This is a genomic window from Klebsiella sp. K5-204 (assembly GCF_030128585.1).
GTDB lineage: Bacteria > Pseudomonadota > Gammaproteobacteria > Enterobacterales > Enterobacteriaceae > Klebsiella > Klebsiella quasipneumoniae.
Genome location: NZ_JAKUZS010000004.1, coordinates 411,978 through 428,916, shown reverse-complemented (window position 1 = coordinate 428,916; position 16,939 = coordinate 411,978). Strand labels below are relative to the sequence as shown.

Genomic DNA, 16,939 nt, shown 5'->3' with positions numbered 1-16,939 from the left:
TACTCTTCGCCGCGCTGAGGTGTGCGCGGCGGGGAGTCATCAGGAGGCGGCTTTTTTGCTCGCCGCCTTGCGCCGTTTATCCAGATCCTTAATCAGCTTATTGACCTGTTCATCGGCAAACATCTGCTCAAGGGTGACGGACAGCTTCCGGCGCCAGTTTGGGTACTCAGTGCTGGTGCCCGGAATATTGACCGGCGACGCCATCTCCAGCCAGTCTTCCGGCTGCAGGCCCAGCAGGGCGCTGTTGCTGTCGGCAATATAACGTTGCATCCCCCGGTTGAGGATCCCCGTCATGCTCATCAGGGAGGCCTTATGGCCGGCACGCTTGGGCAGACAGCCGTACTTATGCAGCGCATCCAGCAGCCCTTGCTTCGCCAGCTCACGGTCCTGGTACAGCCCGCGCAGCACCACCTCATCAGGATAGAGACCCAGCGCTTTGCCTAACGTTAGATCGCCGCTTTCCCAGTAGCCGCGGAGGGTGGGCAGGTCGTGCGTCGTCGCCACAGCCATTGATTGCTCCGGGTACAGCGCCGGCGCGCGGAACGTTTTCTCTGCATCACTCTCAAAATAGAGCACCTTATACGAATAGACGCCGCTGTTGCGTAACTTGCTGACGATCTCCACCGGTACCGTGCCCAGATCTTCGCCGATCACCATGCAGCGATGACGCTGGCTTTCCAGCGCCAGAAGCGACAGCAGATCGTCGACGGGATACTGAACGTAAGCGCCATGGTCGGCGGTTTCACCATAGGGGATCCACCACAGACGCAGCACCGACATCACGTGATCGATACGCAGCGCGCCGCAGTTCTGCATATTGGCGCGCAGCAGGTCGATAAACGGCTCATAGGCGCGAGCGGCAATAATATGCGGATCCATCGGCGGCAGGCCCCAGTTCTGGCCCAGCGGGCCCAGAATATCCGGCGGCGCGCCCACGGACGCTTTCAGACAGTACAGCTCACGGTCGCACCAGGTCTCCGACCCGCCTTCGGCGACGCCCACCGCCAGATCGCGGTAGAGGCCGATCGGCATCCCGTCGCGCTGGCTGGTTTCCCAGCAGGCGGCAAACTGGCTCCAGGCCAGCCACTGCAGCCAGAGATAGAAACTGACGTCGTCCTCATGCTCGACGCAGAAGGCTTTCACCTCCGGGCTGTCGATATCCTGAAAGGCCTTCGGCCAGGCCGGCCAGCCCCAGCGCAGCGGGTCCTGTTGAACCTGCCAGGCGTGCAGCGCATCGAAAGCGGCCTGCCAGTAGAGGCTTTCCCCTTCGCGCAGAACAAACTCGCGGAACGCCGTCATCTGTTCATCTTCACGACGGGAGAATCGTTTCCACGCCATACGCAGCGCGGTCATTTTCAGCGTGGTGACGGCGGTGTAATCCACATCATCCGTTTGCCGCGCCGCCTGCAAGGCCTGCTGGGTCGCAGCGGACTGCCACCACGCCTGCGCCTCTTCGCTACGCTGGAAATCTTCAACCGCGTTGACGTCGATATAGATGACGTTCAGCCAGCGCCGTGAAGACGGGCTATACGGACTGGCGCTCTCCGGGTTCGCCGGATAGAGGGCATGGATCGGGTTGAGGCCAATAAACGACCCGCCGCGGCGGGCGATTTCCGGGAGCATGGCGCGCAGATCGCCAAAATCGCCGATCCCCCAGTTTTTCTCCGAACGCAGGGTATACAGCTGCACGCAGGTGCCCCACAGCTTTTTCCCCTCTTTCAGCGGCTGCGGCTCATAGCAGCGGGCCGGGGCGACGATGGTCCGGCAGTGCCAGCGCTCCCCCTCCTGGGTGAGCGTCAGGGAGTGATACCCCTCCGGCAGTCTGGCCGGCAGCGGCAGCGTCTCGCCGCCGCGGGTTTTACCCTGATACTGCTTACCGTCCTCAGTGGTCAGGATCCACTGATACTCACCGCGTCCTGCCACCGGCAGCGACATTTTTTTGCCGTGGGTGAAGATCTTCACGTTCGGCAGCGGGTTAACCGCCACTTTCGTGGCGGCGGTTGAGCGATGCATCGCATCCAGCAGACGCTGTTTGGTGGCAGCCGCGATAGACTGCGGCTTGCCGTGCGCGTTGATATAGCTGGGGCTGATGCCCGCCGCCAGCGCGGCATTATCGAGGCGTTTACTCTCCATAGGCCTTCCTTTAGCGTTTCGCCTGCCAGATACGTTGCTGATAATCGCGGATCGAGCGGTCGGAGCTGAACATACCGCAGCGCGCTGTGTTGAGGATTGTCGCGCGGGTCCAGGCCTCCTGGTCGCGATACAGCTCATCTACCCGTTTTTGCGCCGCCACGTAGGCTTCGAAATCGGCCAGCACCAGATACGGGTCGCCGCCCTGCAGCAGACTATGCAGCATCTGGTCGAAGGCATGCTTATCGCCGTTGCTATAGGTGCCGTTCTCCAGCTCCTTAAGCACTGCATCGAGCAGTTTGTCTTTTTTACGCCATTTCAGCGGATCGTAGCCTTTCGCTTTCAGGGCTTTCACTTCTTCTACCGTGTGGCCGAAGATAAAGATGTTCTCTTCACCGACCTGCTCGGCGATTTCCACGTTGGCGCCATCCAGCGTCCCGACGGTCAGCGCGCCGTTCAGCGCCAGCTTCATGTTGCCGGTGCCAGAGGCTTCTTTGCCCGCGGTGGAGATCTGCTCGGAGATATCCGCCGCCGGGATCAGTTTTTCCGCAGCCGATACACAATAGTCCGGCAGGAAGACCACTTTCAGCTTATCGCCGACTTTCGGGTCGTTGTTAATCGCTTCCGCTACCTTGTTGATGGCAAAAATAATGTTTTTCGCCAGATAATACCCCGGCGCCGCTTTCGCGCCGAACAGGAAGACGCGCGGAACGCGGTCGGCCTGCGGGTTTTCGCGGATCTCTTTGTACAGCGCAAGGATATGCAGCAGGTTGAGGTGCTGACGCTTGTACTCGTGCAGACGTTTGATCTGAATGTCGAAAATCGCCTGCGGGTTGATCTCAATCCCGGTACGTTGCTTCACAAACTCAGCCAGATGAACTTTGTTGGCCTGCTTGATATCGCGATAAGTCTGACGGAATGCCGCATCGTCAGCATATTTTTCCAGATTGATCAGCTGGTCGAGGTCATTGGCCCACTCTTTTTTCAGCGTCTCATCCAGCAGCGTGGCCAGCGCCGGGTTGCACTGCTTGATCCAGCGGCGCGGCGTGATGCCGTTGGTCACGTTATGGAATTTGTTCGGCCACAGCTGGTTATATTCCGGGAACAGATCTTTCACCACCAGGTCCGAGTGCAGCGCCGCCACGCCGTTGACGGCAAAACCGCCCACCACGCACATGTTGGCCATCCGCACCTGCTTGTCATGCACCACCGCCAGTTTCGCCCAGACCTGCTTATCGCCCGGCCAGGTTTTGTCCACCAGCAGTTTAAATTTGTCGTTAATCGCGTTGATGATCTGCATATGGCGCGGCAGCAGCGCTTTCACCAGCTTCTCATCCCAGCACTCCAGCGCTTCCGGCATCAGGGTATGGTTGGTGTAAGCAAAGGTTTTGCTGGTGATCGCCCAGGCGTCGTCCCAGCTCAGCTGGTGCTCGTCGATCAGCACGCGCAGCAGTTCCGGGATGGCGATGGTCGGGTGCGTATCGTTCAGCTGGATCACTTCGTAATCCGCCAGCTCGGCCAGCTTGCGGCCTGCCAGATGATGACGACGCAGGATATCGGCCACTGAGCAGGCACACTGGAAGTACTGCTGCATCAGGCGCAGTTTTTTACCGGCCTGATGGTTGTCGTTCGGGTACAGCACCTTAGTCAGTTTTTCCGCGTCGATGCCCTGCTGCTCGGCGCGCAGGAAATCGCCGTCGTTGAATTTGGTCAGGTTAAACGGATGGGCGTGTTTGGCCTGCCACAGACGCAGCGGCTGGGCGACGTTGTTGCGATAGCCGAGCACCGGCAGGTCCCAGGCTTCGCCGGTAATGACGAACGCCGGCTGCCATTCGCCGTTTTTGCTGACTTTGCCGCCGATGCCGACCTGGACATCCAGCGCCTCGTTATGGCGGAACCACGGGTAGCTGCTGCGACCCCAGTCGTCCGGGGCTTCCTTCTGCTGGCCATCGTCAAAGGATTGGCGGAACAGACCATACTGGTAATTGAGGCCGTAGCCGGTCGCCGACTGCCCCACGGTCGCCATGGAGTCGAGGAAGCAGGCTGCCAGACGGCCCAGGCCGCCGTTACCCAGCGCCGGGTCGGTCTCTTCTTCCAGCAGATCGGTGAGGTTGACGTCATAGCCTTTCAGCGCGTCGCTTACGCCCTCGTACCAGCCCAGGTTGAGCAGGTTGTTGCCGGTCAGGCGACCAATGAGAAACTCCATCGAGATGTAGTTAACGTGACGTTGTCCTTGCGCTGGTTTTGCCACCGGCTGCGCCGACAGAAGTTCCGCCAGCGCTCCGCTGACGGCGCGCCACCATTGACGCTGCGTCATCTCGGAAGCGGACTGTAAACCAAAACGCTGCCACTGACGCGTCAGTGCAGCCTGAAACTGAGCTTTGTTAAATGAAGTCTGTGACATAATGAGATCCGGGTCCTTTACTAAAACGATGGCGCTAGTGTGCCGACCTCCCGATTCATCGTCCTCATCCCGACGGGGATTAGACAGGGAGGAGTACCGGGGATGAGCGAAAAGTGTGATCCTGGCCACTATAGTGTGGGTGAGAAGGCCAAAATATGCTGTAAAAATCACCGCTGTATGACAGTCGAGATGTCACCTGTGCAGGGTAAAAATTTGTTACAGGCCACTACGCGGCAAAACGCTTCCCGCCTTTCGCCTGGTTATTAAAAAAATAAATTGCGACCTCCGGGAAAATAAGCACATTTCATCACATTACTCCGCAAAAAAGATTACTTCTAAGAAATCACTGACAATAATTTAATAAAAACAAACAACTACTCCCGATATAAAATAAATCTCTCCCCGCTCCGCCAGCTGCCGGCTAAAAACCGCTGATGACGAGTCCTGCCTGCGATTTTTACCCATTCGCAACCAATGTCGAAATTTGTGACATAGAGCAAATTCAAGAGCATAAACTTCGGACATAACTTGCAATAAATTTCATAATCACCGACCTTATTAGATATTAATTACGAAGCGCAAAAAAAATCGCAACCTCTCTCTTGCACAGCGAAATGTAGAACTATGTTGATTCCGTCCAAATTAAGTCGTCCGGTCCGCCTTGAACACACCGTGGTTCGTGAGCGTTTACTGGCGAAACTTTCCGGCGCGAACAATTATCGTCTCGTGCTGATCACCAGTCCTGCCGGGTACGGTAAAACAACGCTCATTTCTCAGTGGGCCGCAGGTAAAAACGATCTTGGGTGGTTTTCGCTGGACGAAGGCGACAACCAGCAGGAGCGTTTTGCCAGCTATCTGATCGCGGCGATCCAGCAGGCCACCGGCAACCACTGCGCGGCCAGTGAAGCGATGGTGCAAAAGCGCCAGTACGCCAGCCTCTCCTCTCTTTTTGCGCAGCTGTTTATTGAACTCGCCGACTGGCAGCGCCCGCTGTACCTCGTCATTGATGATTATCATCTGATCAATAATCCGGTGATCCATGACGCGATGCGCTTTTTCCTGCGCCATCAGCCGGAGAATATGACCCTCGTGGTCCTGTCGCGGAACCTGCCGCAGCTGGGCATTGCCAACCTGCGCGTCCGCGATCAGCTGCTGGAGATTGGCAGCCAGCAGCTGGCCTTTACCCACCAGGAAGCGAAACAATTTTTCGACTGTCGTCTGACGTCGCCTATCGAAGCCGACGACAGCAGTCGGCTGTGCGACGACGTCGCCGGGTGGGCCACCGCGCTGCAGCTCATCGCCCTCTCCGCCCGCCAGAATAACTCCTCCGCCCAACACTCCGCCCGTCGCCTCGCCGGGATTAACGCCAGCCATCTGTCGGATTATCTGGTGGATGAAGTGCTGGATAACGTCGACGCCCGCACGCGCAACTTTTTGCTGAAGAGCTCTCTGCTGCGCTCAATGAACGACGCGTTAATCGTGCGCGTCACCGGCGAAGAGAATGGCCAGATGCAGCTGGAGGAGATCGAACGTCAGGGGCTGTTCCTGCAGCGGATGGATGATTCCGGCGAATGGTTCCGCTATCACCCGCTGTTTGGCAGTTTCCTGCGCCAGCGCTGTCAGTGGGAGCTGGCGGTTGAACTGCCGGAGATCCACCGCGCCGCGGCGGAGAGCTGGATGGCGCAAGGCTTCCCCAGCGAGGCCATCCACCATGCGCTGGCGGCCGGCGATGCCAAAATGCTGCGCGATATCTTGCTCAATCACGCCTGGGGCATGTTCAACCATAGCGAACTGGGTCTGCTGGAGCAGTCGCTGTCGGCGCTGCCCTGGTCAAATCTGCTGGAAAATCCGCGCCTGATCCTGCTGCAGGCCTGGCTGATGCAGAGCCAGCATCGCTACAGCGAAGTCAATACCCTGCTGGCGCGCGCCGAGCAGGAGATGAGCGTCGAAATGGATACCGCGATGCATGGCGACTTCAACGCCCTGCGCGCGCAGGTGGCGATTAACGACGGCGACCAGGACGAAGCGGAACGTCTGTCGATGGTGGCGCTGGAAGAGCTGCCGCTGGCCAACTATTACAGCCGCATCGTCGCCACCTCAGTACATGGCGAAGTCCTCCACTGTAAGGGGAAACTGACCAAATCTCTCGCCGTGATGCAGCAGACCGAACAGATGGCCCGCCGTCACGACGTCTGGCATTACGCCCTGTGGAGCATCATTCAGCAAAGCGAAATTCTGTTCGCCCAGGGCTTCCTGCAGGCCGCCTGGGAGAGCCAGGAGAAAGCCTTCCATCTGGTACGCGAACAGCATCTTGAGCAGCTGCCGATGCATGAGTTCCTGCTGCGCATCCGCTCTCAGCTGCTGTGGGCATGGGCGCGCCTCGACGAGGCTGAAGCCTGCGCCCGCCAGGGGATGGCGGTTCTCTCAACTTATCAACCGCAGCAGCAGCTGCAGTGCCTGGCGCTGATGGTGCAATGCTCGCTGGCGCGCGGCGATCTGGATAATGCCCGTAGCCACCTGAACCGGCTGGAAAACCTGCTCGGTAACGGTCACTACCACAGCGACTGGGTCTCCAACGCCGACAAGGTGCGGGTGATCTACTGGCAGATGACCGGCGATAAAACCGCGGCGGCCAACTGGCTGCGCCAGACGCCGAAGCCGGAATTCGCCAATAACCACTTCCTGCAGAGCCAGTGGCGCAATATTGCCCGCGCGCAGATCCTGCTGGGCGATTTCGAACCGGCGGAAATGGTGCTGGAAGAGCTGAACGAAAATGCGCGTTCACTGCGTTTGATGAGCGATCTCAACCGCAACCTGCTGCTGCTCAACCAGCTGTACTGGCAGGCAGGACGCAAGAGCGAAGCGCAGAAAGCCCTGCTGGAAGCCCTGACGCTCGCCAACCGCACCGGCTTTATCAACCACTTTGTGATTGAAGGCGAGGCGATGGCCCAGCAGCTGCGCCAGCTGATCCAGCTGAACACCCTGCCGGAGCTGGAGCAGCATCGCGCCCAGCGCATTCTGCGCGACATCAACCAGCATCATCGCCACAAATTCGCCCACTTTGACGAAGGGTTCGTCGAGCGGCTGCTGAATCACCCGGAGGTGCCGGAGCTTATCCGCACCAGCCCGCTGACCCAGCGCGAATGGCAGGTGCTTGGCTTAATCTATTCCGGCTACAGCAACGAGCAGATTGCCGGCGAGCTTGACGTGGCGGCCACCACCATCAAGACCCATATTCGCAACCTGTATCAGAAACTGGGCGTCGCCCACCGTCAGGACGCGGTGCAGCATGCCCAGCAGTTGCTTAAGATGATGGGATACGGCGTCTGACGACGCCGTTGTCGCTTAGCACAGCTCGAGCTGGAGGTTGTTATCGGTGATGACCTTGAGCACGCCCGCCGGGGGCAGCACATCGGTATAGACCGCATCGACCATGCTGATGCTGCCCATGTTGACCATCGCGTTACGGCCAAACTTGGTATGATCCACCACCAGCATCACGTGGCGTGAATTCTCAATAATCGCGCGCTTGGTGCGCACTTCATGATAATCAAACTCCAGCAGCGAGCCATCGCTGTCGACGCCGCTGATGCCGAGAATGCCGAAGTCGAGACGGAACTGCGAGATAAAGTCGAGGGTGGCTTCCCCGATGATCCCGCCATCGCGGCTGCGCAGTTCGCCGCCGGCGAGAATAATGCGGAAGTCCTCTTTCACCATCAGCGTGTTGGCGACGTTCAGGTTATTGGTCACAATCCGCAAATCGTTGTGATCGAGCAGGGCGTGCGCCACCGCTTCCGGCGTGGTGCCGATATCGATAAACAGCGTCGCCCCGTCCGGGATCTCGCTGGCCACCCGCCGGGCGATACGCTCTTTCTCCGCCGTCTGGGTCGCTTTGCGATCGTGCCAGGAGGTGTTCACCGAGCTGGAGGGCAGCGCCGCGCCGCCGTGATGACGGAGGATCATTTTCTGTTCGGCTAAATCGTTCAGGTCGCGGCGGATGGTCTGCGGGCTGACCGCGAACTGCTCAACCAGCTCTTCCGTGCTGACGTAACCCTGTTTTTTTACCAGCTCGATAATGGCGTCATGACGTTGTGTTTGTTTCATGAAATATCCCTGGAAAAATGTCGCCTACCCGACCCCTGTCGGTAAGTCTTTATGCGCGTTTTCGCCCATGCAAGGTATCGACAAACGCCATCGCCAGGCCGGTCGCCAGACCAGCCACGTGCGCGCCGTTAGCGATCGCCATGCCGAAAACGTCAAACCAGCCAGCAATTAACCACACTAAAGAGAAGAGTATCAACCCGCGCTGCAGATAAATACCGCTCTGCGGATCGCGCTCGCCCCGCAGCCAGACATAGCCCATCAGCGCGTAAACCACGCCCGACAGCCCGCCAAACCACGGGCCGCTAAACTGGTGCTGCACAAAGCCGCTCAGCAGGGCGCTGATGACGGTGATCACCACCAGCTTGCCGCTGCCGATGCGCTTTTCCACCGCGCCGCCGAGATACCACCACCATAGCAGGTTGAAGAGAATATGCATCAGCGAGAAATGCATGAAAGCATGGCTGAAATAGCGCCAGGCTTCGAACTGCAGCGAAGGATCGTAGGGCCAGGCCAGCCAAATCATCACCGGCTGATCGCCCAGCAGATTTTGCAGGATGAACACCGCGATGCAGATCAGCAGAATCGCCCAGGTGAACGGGCCGGCGTTATGCCGCAGCGTGGCAAAGAAAGGAAAGCGCTGATAGCGCAACCCGCTGTTGGTCTGTCCGGACTGCCAGCTCGCCGCCAGATAGCGCGGGTCCGCCGGGTTTTCGAGAAAACGCGCCAGCTCAGCCCTGACGCGCCCGGCCTGACTCTCATCAGCCAGCCAGACGTCGCTCTGGGTGTGCTGCTGGATAGTCAGGATAATCCCCTGCGTCGCCATATAATCGACAAACGCCTGGGCCACGCGCGGGTTGGCAAAAGAGGTAATCATTAACATGCAGCGAATCGCTTATTCCACACAAAGGGAGATAGTATACCTGCCAGTCGTTAAAACGTCCCGTGCGCCACTTCCGCCGGGAAATGGCGATGCCAGGCGTCGAACCCGCCGTCAACGCTGTAGACCTTATCAAACCCCTGCTGCAGCAGATACTGCGCGGCGCCCTTGCTGCTGTTGCCGTGATAGCACATCACCATCACCGCCGTGTCAAAGTCGTTGTCACGCATAAACGCGCCCAGGGTATCGTTGGTCAGATGAAACGCGCCCGGCGTATGGCCCATCGCATAGCTTTGCGGATCGCGGATATCGACCAAAACCGCCGTCTGCTGATGCAGTTTCTGGTGCGCTTCTTCAACGTTGATACATTCAAACTGTTCCATGGTTCTCTTCTCTTTCTCGTCATGACGGGCAGTGGCCGGCCCAATTTTACCCTGTAGTGTACCGTCAGGCGGTAAAGAAACGCCAATATGTTACATCCATCACTCCAAAATGTTTTTTTGATGTTACCAAAAGCGCGTTTGTTTGCTATAGTGAGCGATATCGAGCATTTGTGAGCTTAAACGAAAGTGTGAGAGGGTAAGAACGTGGAAACCAAAGATCTGATTGTGATAGGCGGAGGCATCAACGGTGCCGGTATCGCGGCAGATGCCGCCGGGCGTGGTTTATCCGTACTGATGCTGGAAGCGCGCGATCTCGCCTGCGCCACCTCCAGCGCCAGTTCCAAACTGATCCACGGCGGGCTACGCTACCTCGAACACTATGAGTTCCGCCTGGTCAGCGAAGCGCTGGCCGAACGCGAAGTGCTGTTAAAAATGGCCCCGCATATCGCCTTCCCGATGCGCTTTCGTCTCCCGCATCGCCCGCATCTGCGTCCGGCATGGATGATCCGCATCGGCTTGTTTATGTACGATCATCTGGGCAAACGCACCAGTCTGCCGGGATCCACCGGCTTGCGTTTTGGCGCAGAATCGGTACTTAAGCCGGAAATTGTGCGCGGTTTCGAATATTCCGACTGCTGGGTCGACGATGCCCGCATGGTGCTGGCCAACGCGCAGATGGTCGTCCGCAAAGGCGGCGAGGTGCGGACCCGCACTCGCGCCATCTCGGCAAAACGGGAGAACGGCCTGTGGGTGGTGGAAGCGGAAGATATCGATAGCGGCGAGAAGTTTACCTGGAAGGCGCGCGGTCTGGTCAATGCCACCGGTCCATGGGTCAAACAGTTCTTCGACGAAGGGATGCATCTCCGCTCGCCTTACGGTATCCGCCTGATCAAGGGCAGCCACATCGTGGTGCCGCGGGTGCATACCCAGAAGCAGGCCTACATTCTGCAAAACGAAGATAAACGTATTGTGTTTGTTATCCCGTGGATGGATGAGTTCTCCATCATCGGCACGACGGACGTCGAGTATAAGGGCGATCCGAAAGCGGTGGCCATTGATGATAAAGAGATTAATTACCTGCTGAACGTCTATAACGCGCACTTTAAAAAGACCCTCAGCCGGGACGATATCGTCTGGACCTACTCCGGCGTCCGTCCGCTGTGCGACGACGAGTCGGATTCACCGCAGGCGATCACCCGCGACTACACGCTGGATATTCACGATGAGAACGGCCAGGCGCCGCTGCTCTCCGTCTTCGGCGGGAAGCTGACCACCTATCGCAAACTGGCCGAGCATGCGCTGGAAAAACTGACCCCCTATTACAAAGGGATCGGCCCGGCATGGACCAAAACCGCGGTGCTCCCCGGCGGCGATATCGGCGGCGACCGCGACGACTACGCGGCAAAACTGCGCCGTCGCTTCCCGTTCATCAGTGAATCACTGGCCCGCCATTATGCCCGCACCTACGGGAGCAACAGCGAGTGGATCCTCAAGGAAGCCAGCGCCCTGAGCGATCTGGGGGAAGATTTCGGCCATGAGTTTTATGAAGCCGAGCTGAAGTATCTGGTTGAGCATGAATGGGTGCGCAGCCTGGATGACGCCATCTGGCGTCGAACCAAACAGGGCATGTGGCTGAATGGCGAGCAGCAGGCGCGCATCAGCGAATGGCTGGCGCAGCATGCGGGAAAGTCTGAGCTGTCGTTAGCGTCTTAACGCGCCCGGCTGCGCGGGCCTGCGCAAACGCCTGAGGCCGGATCCAACCGCAATAATGAAACAACGGGGCCAAATGGCCCCGTTGTGTTGCGTTGACTGGCTTACAGCCTTACCGGGTCGATATGCCAGATATATTTCGCGTACTCTTGGATCGTCCGGTCGGAAGAGAAGTAGCCCATATTGGCAATATTCAGCATCGCCTTGTAGGCCCACTCTTCCGGATGTTGATACAGCTCGTCGACGCGATCCTGGCAGTCCACATAGCTACGATAGTCCGCCAGCACCTGGTAGTGGTCGCCAAAGTTAATCAGCGAATCCAGCAGGTCGCGGTAGCGCCCCGGTTCCGCCGGGCTGAAAACGCCGGTACCGATCTGCGTCAGCGCCTGGTGAAGCTCTTCATCCTGCTCGTAATATTCGCGCGGTTTATAGCCGCTGCGACGCAGCTCCTCCACCTCTTCCGCGGTGTTGCCGAAGATAAAGATATTCTCTTCGCCCACGTGCTCCTGCATCTCCACGTTCGCCCCGTCGAGGGTGCCGATCGTCAGCGCGCCGTTAAGAGCAAACTTCATATTACTGGTGCCGGAGGCTTCCGTGCCTGCGAGCGAGATCTGTTCCGACAGGTCTGCCGCCGGAATGATCAGCTGCGCCAGGCTAACGCTGTAGTTGGGGATAAAAACGACCTTCAGCTTGTCGCCAATCTGCGGATCGTTATTGATCACCGCCGCCACATCGTTGATCAGGTGAATAATATGCTTGGCCATGTAGTAGGCTGAAGCCGCCTTACCGGCGAAAATGTTCACCCGCGGCACCCACTCCGCCTGCGGATCGGCTTTGATCCGGTTATAGCGGGTAATGACGTGCAGCACATTCATCAGCTGGCGTTTGTACTCGTGAATGCGTTTGATCTGCACATCAAACAGCGCCTTCGGATTCACCACCACATTAAGCTGCTGCGCAATATAGCTGGCCAGCCGCTGTTTGTTTTCCAGTTTAGCCTGACGCACTGCCTGATTGACCGTCGGATAGTCGATATGCTGCTTCAGCTCGTCAAGCTGGCTCAGATCGGTCCGCCAGGTGCGGCCGATATGTTCATCCAGCACTTTCGACAGCGGCGGGTTGGCCAGCGCCAGCCAGCGGCGCGGCGTGACGCCGTTGGTCACGTTGATAAAGCGCATCGGGAAAATTTTGGCGAATTCGGCAAACAGCGACTCCACCATCAATCGGGAATGTAGCTCCGACACCCCATTGACCTTGTGGCTGACCACCACCGCCAGCCAGGCCATCCGCACGCGACGGCCATTTGACTCATCGATAATCGAGGTCCGGCTGAGCAGCGCGGTATCGTTGGGATACTGCTCCTGCAGGGTCTTGAGGAAGTAGTCGTTAATCTCAAAGATAATCTGCAGATGGCGCGGGAGAATTTTGCCCAGCATATCCACCGGCCAGGTCTCGAGCGCTTCGCTCATCAGGGTATGGTTGGTATAAGAGAAGACCTGACAGGTCACCTCGAACGCCTCGTCCCAGCTGAATTTATGCTCGTCGATAAGCAGGCGCATCAGCTCCGGTATCGACAGCACCGGGTGGGTGTCATTCAGGTGGATGGCTATCTTGTCCGCCAGGTTGTCATAGGTCTTATGCAACAGATAGTGGCGGTTCAGAATATCCTGCACCGTGGCCGAGACGAGGAAATACTCCTGGCGCAGGCGCAGCTCGCGGCCGGAGTAGGTCGAGTCGTCCGGATAGAGGACGCGGGAGACGTTTTCGGAGTGGTTCTTATCCTCTACCGCGGCGAAGTAGTCGCCCTGGTTAAACTTACCGAGGTTAATTTCGCTACTGGCCTGCGCGCTCCACAGACGCAGCGTGTTGGTGGCGTCGGTGTCAAAGCCGGGGATAATCTGATCGTAGGCTTCGGCAATGATCTCTTCCGTCTCTATCCAGCGGGTTTTCTTCCCCTCCTGCTGAATGCGGCCGCCGAAGCGCACTTTATAGCGGGTGTTGTGGCGCTCAAACTCCCACGGGTTACCGTACTCCAGCCAGTAGTCAGGGGACTCTTTTTGCCGGCCATCGACGATATTCTGTTTAAACATCCCGTAGTCGTAGCGGATCCCGTAGCCACGTCCCGGCAGCCCCAGCGCCGCCAGGGAGTCAAGGAAGCAGGCCGCCAGGCGGCCCAGACCGCCGTTGCCAAGCCCGGGGTCGTTCTCTTCATCGATCAGCTCTTCAAGATCGAGCCCCATCTCCGCCAGCGCGCTGCTCACATCGTCATAGATGCCGAGCGACAACAGGGCATTCGAGAGGGTACGGCCGATCAGGAACTCCATCGACAGATAGTATACCTGGCGCACTTCCTGCGAGAGCTGCGCGCGGTTGGAGCGCAGCCAGCGCTCCACCATGCGATCGCGAACGGCAAACAGCGTGGCGTTAAGCCATTCATGCTTGTTGGCGATGGCCGGATCTTTACCGATGATAAACATCAGCTTATAGGCAATAGAATGTTTTAACGCCTCAACGCTCAGCGTCGGTGATGCATAGCTAAAGGGTACATTCATAACAATGACTCCAGTGATTACATCAAGCGTTGATAAAGTTCGCGATAGGAGTTCGCGGCAACCTGCCAGCTAAAATCCATATTCATCGCCTGACGCTGCACATAGCGCCAGAGCGATGGGCGCGACCAGAGGACAAAGGCGCGACGTATAGCGCGCAGCAATGACAGCGCATTGCTGTCCTCAAAGACAAAACCTGTCGCCAGACCATCGGCAAGGTTCTCAAGCGAACTGTCAGAGACCGTGTCCGCCAGCCCGCCGGTGCGGCGCACCAGCGGCAGCGTACCGTACTTCAGACCGTACAGCTGGGTCAGGCCGCAGGGTTCAAAGCGGCTCGGGACCAGAATGACGTCGGCGCCCCCCATAATGCGGTGGGAGAAGGCCTCATGATAGCCAATCTGCACCCCCACCTTGCCCGGGTGTTCGGCAGCGGCGGCGAGGAACCCTTCCTGCAGCACCGGATCGCCGGCGCCCAGCAGCGCCAGCTGGCCGCCCTGCTCGAGCAGGCCCGGCAGCGCTTCAAGCACCAGATCGAGCCCTTTCTGGCTGGTGAGACGGCTGACGACGGCAAACAGCGGCGCTTTATCATCGACCTTCAGGCCCATGGCGATCTGCAGCTGACGCTTGTTCTCCGCCTTCTCCTCCAGCGTGTCGCGATCGTAGCGCATCGGCAGCAGGAGGTCGTTTTGCGGGCTCCAGATACCGTCGTCAACGCCGTTGAGAATTCCCGACAGCCGCCCTTCATGATGGCGCTGACGCAGCAGCCCCTCCATGCCGTAGGCGTACTGCGGCTCGGTGATCTCGCGCGCGTAGGTCGGGCTCACCGCCGTAATATGGTCGGCGTAGTAAAGGCCGGCCTTCAGAAACGAGATCTGGCCGTTAAACTCGAGGCCATGCATGTTGTAAAACGACCACGGCAGCTCGATATCATTCATATGCCAGGAGTAAAACATCCCCTGGTACGCCAGGTTGTGCACGGTAAAGACCGATTTAGCCGGACGCCCGCGCGCCGCCAGGTAGGCCGGCGTCAGGCCGGCGTGCCAGTCGTGGGCATGGACCACATCCGGGCGCCAGAACGGATCCAGTCCGCTGGCCATTTCGCTTCCCACCCAGCCCAGCAGCGCAAAGCGCAGAACGTTGTCGGTATAAGCGTGCTGGTTGGTATCGTGGTAAGGGCTCCCCGGCCGGTCATAGAGATGCGGGGCGTCTATCAGATAGATCCCCACGCCGTTAAAGTGGCCGTACAGCAGCGTGATCCGCCCGGCGAACGTATCCCGGCGGGTCACCACCTGGGCATCCACCACGCCGCGGCGGATATCGGGAAACGCCGGCAACAGCACGCGCGTATCGATACCCTCCGCGATTTGCGCCGCCGGCAGCGCGCCGATGACGTCCGCCAGACCGCCCGTCTTTAACAGCGGGAACATCTCAGAACATACATGTAAGACCTGCATTAGCGCTCCTGTTTGTGCCCCAATTTCCGCAGCATGTCGCGGGTCACCAGCACGATACCTTCCTCTGAGCGATAGAAGCGGCGTGCATCCTCTTCCGCGTTCTCACCAATCACCATTCCTTCCGGGATGACGCAGGCGCGGTCAATCACGCAGCGACGCAGGCGGCATGAGCGCCCCACCCAGACATCTGGCAACAAGACTGCCGAATCAATGTTACAGAATGAGTTCACCCGCACGCGCGGGAACAGCACCGACTGCACCACCACCGACCCGGAGATAATGCAGCCCCCGGAGACCAGCGAGTTCAGGGTCATGCCGTGGCTTCCGGAACGGTCCTGCACGAACTTCGCCGGCGGCAGCGATTCCATATGGGTACGGATCGGCCAGTTCTGGTCGTACATATCCAGCTCCGGCGTGACTGACGCCAGATCGAGGTTGGCCTTCCAGTAGGCCTCCAGCGTCCCCACGTCGCGCCAGTACGGCTCGGCGTTCGGGTCGGACTGCACGCAGGAGAGCGGGAAAGGATGTGCATAAGCCATGCCAGCTTCGGTGATCTTCGGAATGATGTCTTTGCCGAAATCATGGCTGGAGTTCTCGTTGCGATCGTCTTCCTCCAGCAGCTCATAAAGATAAGCGGCGTCGAAGACATAAATGCCCATGCTGGCCAGCGATTTGGTCGGGTCGGTCGGCATCGCCGGCGGGTTGGCGGGTTTCTCGACAAACTCAATGATTTTTTCGTTTTCGTCGACCGCCATGACGCCGAAGGCGGATGCCTCTTCAATGGGCACCGGCATGCAGGCCACGGTGCAACGCGCCCCTTTTTCGACATGGTCGATCAGCATGCGCGAGTAGTCCTGCTTATAAATATGGTCGCCCGCGAGGATCACCACGTACTCGGCCTTGTAGCGGCTGATGATGTCCAGGTTCTGCGTCACCGCGTCCGCCGTGCCGCGATACCAGTTTTCGCCGTGTACGCGCTGTTGGGCCGGCAGCAGATCGACAAACTCGTTCATCTCTTCGCTGAAGAACGACCAGCCGCGCTGTATATGCTGCACCAGCGTATGCGACTGATACTGGGTAATAACGCCGATGCGGCGGATCCCTGAGTTAATGCAGTTAGATAATGCGAAATCGATAATACGGAACTTGCCGCCGAAGTGAACGGCAGGTTTCGCACGCTTAATGGTGAGATCCTTAAGCCGGGTGCCACGGCCGCCCGCGAGGATCAACGCCACGGATTTGATAGGTAATTGACGCGCCAGCATCAGCGGATCGTTTTTTTCAAGCCTAACCATGATTAACTCCTTTTTACACCCTCGCTTTCCTGC

The 16,939-nt window shown here is 58.5% G+C and carries 10 protein-coding genes; 2 read left to right on the top strand and 8 right to left on the bottom strand.

Features of this window, described 5'->3' with window-relative positions; translation table 11 throughout:
- Nucleotides 1-39: 39 nt before the first annotated feature.
- A complete protein-coding gene (gene malQ / locus MKR05_RS13520; protein WP_087848951.1) occupies nt 40-2,133 on the bottom strand; it encodes a 4-alpha-glucanotransferase in 2,094 nt (697 codons plus the stop codon).
- A 10-nt stretch (nt 2,134-2,143) separates the two neighbouring features.
- Nucleotides 2,144-4,534, bottom strand: a complete 2,391-nt coding sequence (gene malP, locus MKR05_RS13515) for a maltodextrin phosphorylase (RefSeq protein ID WP_023291209.1) — start codon at nt 4,532-4,534, stop codon at nt 2,144-2,146.
- A 624-nt stretch (nt 4,535-5,158) separates the two neighbouring features.
- Between malP and malT the strand changes: the two genes are divergently transcribed.
- Nucleotides 5,159-7,864, top strand: coding sequence for an HTH-type transcriptional regulator MalT (malT, locus tag MKR05_RS13510; protein WP_023291210.1), 2,706 nt, complete (start codon nt 5,159-5,161; stop codon nt 7,862-7,864).
- Nucleotides 7,865-7,879: 15 nt separating this feature from the next.
- Here malT and MKR05_RS13505 read toward each other — a convergent pair whose 3' ends face one another.
- From MKR05_RS13505 to glpE, 3 genes are read right to left on the bottom strand one after another with little or no spacing between them, the layout of a single operon-like run.
- On the bottom strand, nt 7,880-8,638 hold the full coding sequence (locus MKR05_RS13505; protein WP_002920548.1) for a DeoR/GlpR family transcriptional regulator: 759 nt from the start codon (nt 8,636-8,638) through the stop codon (nt 7,880-7,882).
- Between the two features lie 49 nt (nt 8,639-8,687).
- Nucleotides 8,688-9,518 carry a rhomboid family intramembrane serine protease GlpG gene (gene glpG / locus MKR05_RS13500; RefSeq protein ID WP_004151408.1) on the bottom strand — a complete coding sequence of 277 codons (831 nt, stop codon included), beginning with the start codon at nt 9,516-9,518 and terminating at the stop codon, nt 8,688-8,690.
- Nucleotides 9,519-9,568: 50 nt separating this feature from the next.
- A complete protein-coding gene (gene glpE / locus MKR05_RS13495; protein ID WP_023291211.1) occupies nt 9,569-9,898 on the bottom strand; it encodes a thiosulfate sulfurtransferase GlpE in 330 nt (109 codons plus the stop codon).
- Nucleotides 9,899-10,102: 204 nt separating this feature from the next.
- On the opposite strand from glpE, the gene glpD reads away from it, so the two are divergent.
- Nucleotides 10,103-11,611 carry a glycerol-3-phosphate dehydrogenase gene (glpD, locus tag MKR05_RS13490; RefSeq protein ID WP_049013519.1) on the top strand — a complete coding sequence of 503 codons (1,509 nt, stop codon included), beginning with the start codon at nt 10,103-10,105 and terminating at the stop codon, nt 11,609-11,611.
- 101 nt (nt 11,612-11,712) lie between these two features.
- On the opposite strand, the gene glgP is transcribed toward glpD, so the two are convergent.
- From glgP to glgC, 3 genes are read right to left on the bottom strand one after another with little or no spacing between them, the layout of a single operon-like run.
- Nucleotides 11,713-14,160, bottom strand: coding sequence for a glycogen phosphorylase (glgP, locus tag MKR05_RS13485; protein WP_023291212.1), 2,448 nt, complete (start codon nt 14,158-14,160; stop codon nt 11,713-11,715).
- 17 nt (nt 14,161-14,177) lie between these two features.
- Entirely contained in the window at nt 14,178-15,611 is a 1,434-nt protein-coding gene (gene glgA, locus MKR05_RS13480) for a glycogen synthase GlgA (RefSeq protein ID WP_004202133.1), read from the bottom strand.
- Nucleotides 15,611-16,906 carry a glucose-1-phosphate adenylyltransferase gene (gene glgC, locus MKR05_RS13475; RefSeq protein WP_002920566.1) on the bottom strand — a complete coding sequence of 432 codons (1,296 nt, stop codon included), beginning with the start codon at nt 16,904-16,906 and terminating at the stop codon, nt 15,611-15,613. The genes glgA and glgC overlap by 1 nt, the downstream gene beginning before the upstream one ends.
- Between the last annotated feature and the right edge of the window lie 33 nt (nt 16,907-16,939).

Excerpts from the sequence above, each read along its gene's own strand:
- malQ (WP_087848951.1), bottom strand. The coding sequence starts at position 2,133 with ATGGAGAGTAAACGCCTCGATAATGCCGCGCTGGCGGCGGGCATCAGC.
- malP (WP_023291209.1), bottom strand. The coding sequence starts at position 4,534 with ATGTCACAGACTTCATTTAACAAAGCTCAGTTTCAGGCTGCACTGACG.
- malT (WP_023291210.1), top strand. The coding sequence starts at position 5,159 with ATGTTGATTCCGTCCAAATTAAGTCGTCCGGTCCGCCTTGAACACACC.
- MKR05_RS13505 (WP_002920548.1), bottom strand. The coding sequence starts at position 8,638 with ATGAAACAAACACAACGTCATGACGCCATTATCGAGCTGGTAAAAAAA.
- glpG (WP_004151408.1), bottom strand. The coding sequence starts at position 9,518 with ATGTTAATGATTACCTCTTTTGCCAACCCGCGCGTGGCCCAGGCGTTT.
- glpE (WP_023291211.1), bottom strand. The coding sequence starts at position 9,898 with ATGGAACAGTTTGAATGTATCAACGTTGAAGAAGCGCACCAGAAACTG.
- glgP (WP_023291212.1), bottom strand. The coding sequence starts at position 14,160 with ATGAATGTACCCTTTAGCTATGCATCACCGACGCTGAGCGTTGAGGCG.
- glgA (WP_004202133.1), bottom strand. The coding sequence starts at position 15,611 with ATGCAGGTCTTACATGTATGTTCTGAGATGTTCCCGCTGTTAAAGACG.
- glgC (WP_002920566.1), bottom strand. The coding sequence starts at position 16,906 with ATGGTTAGGCTTGAAAAAAACGATCCGCTGATGCTGGCGCGTCAATTA.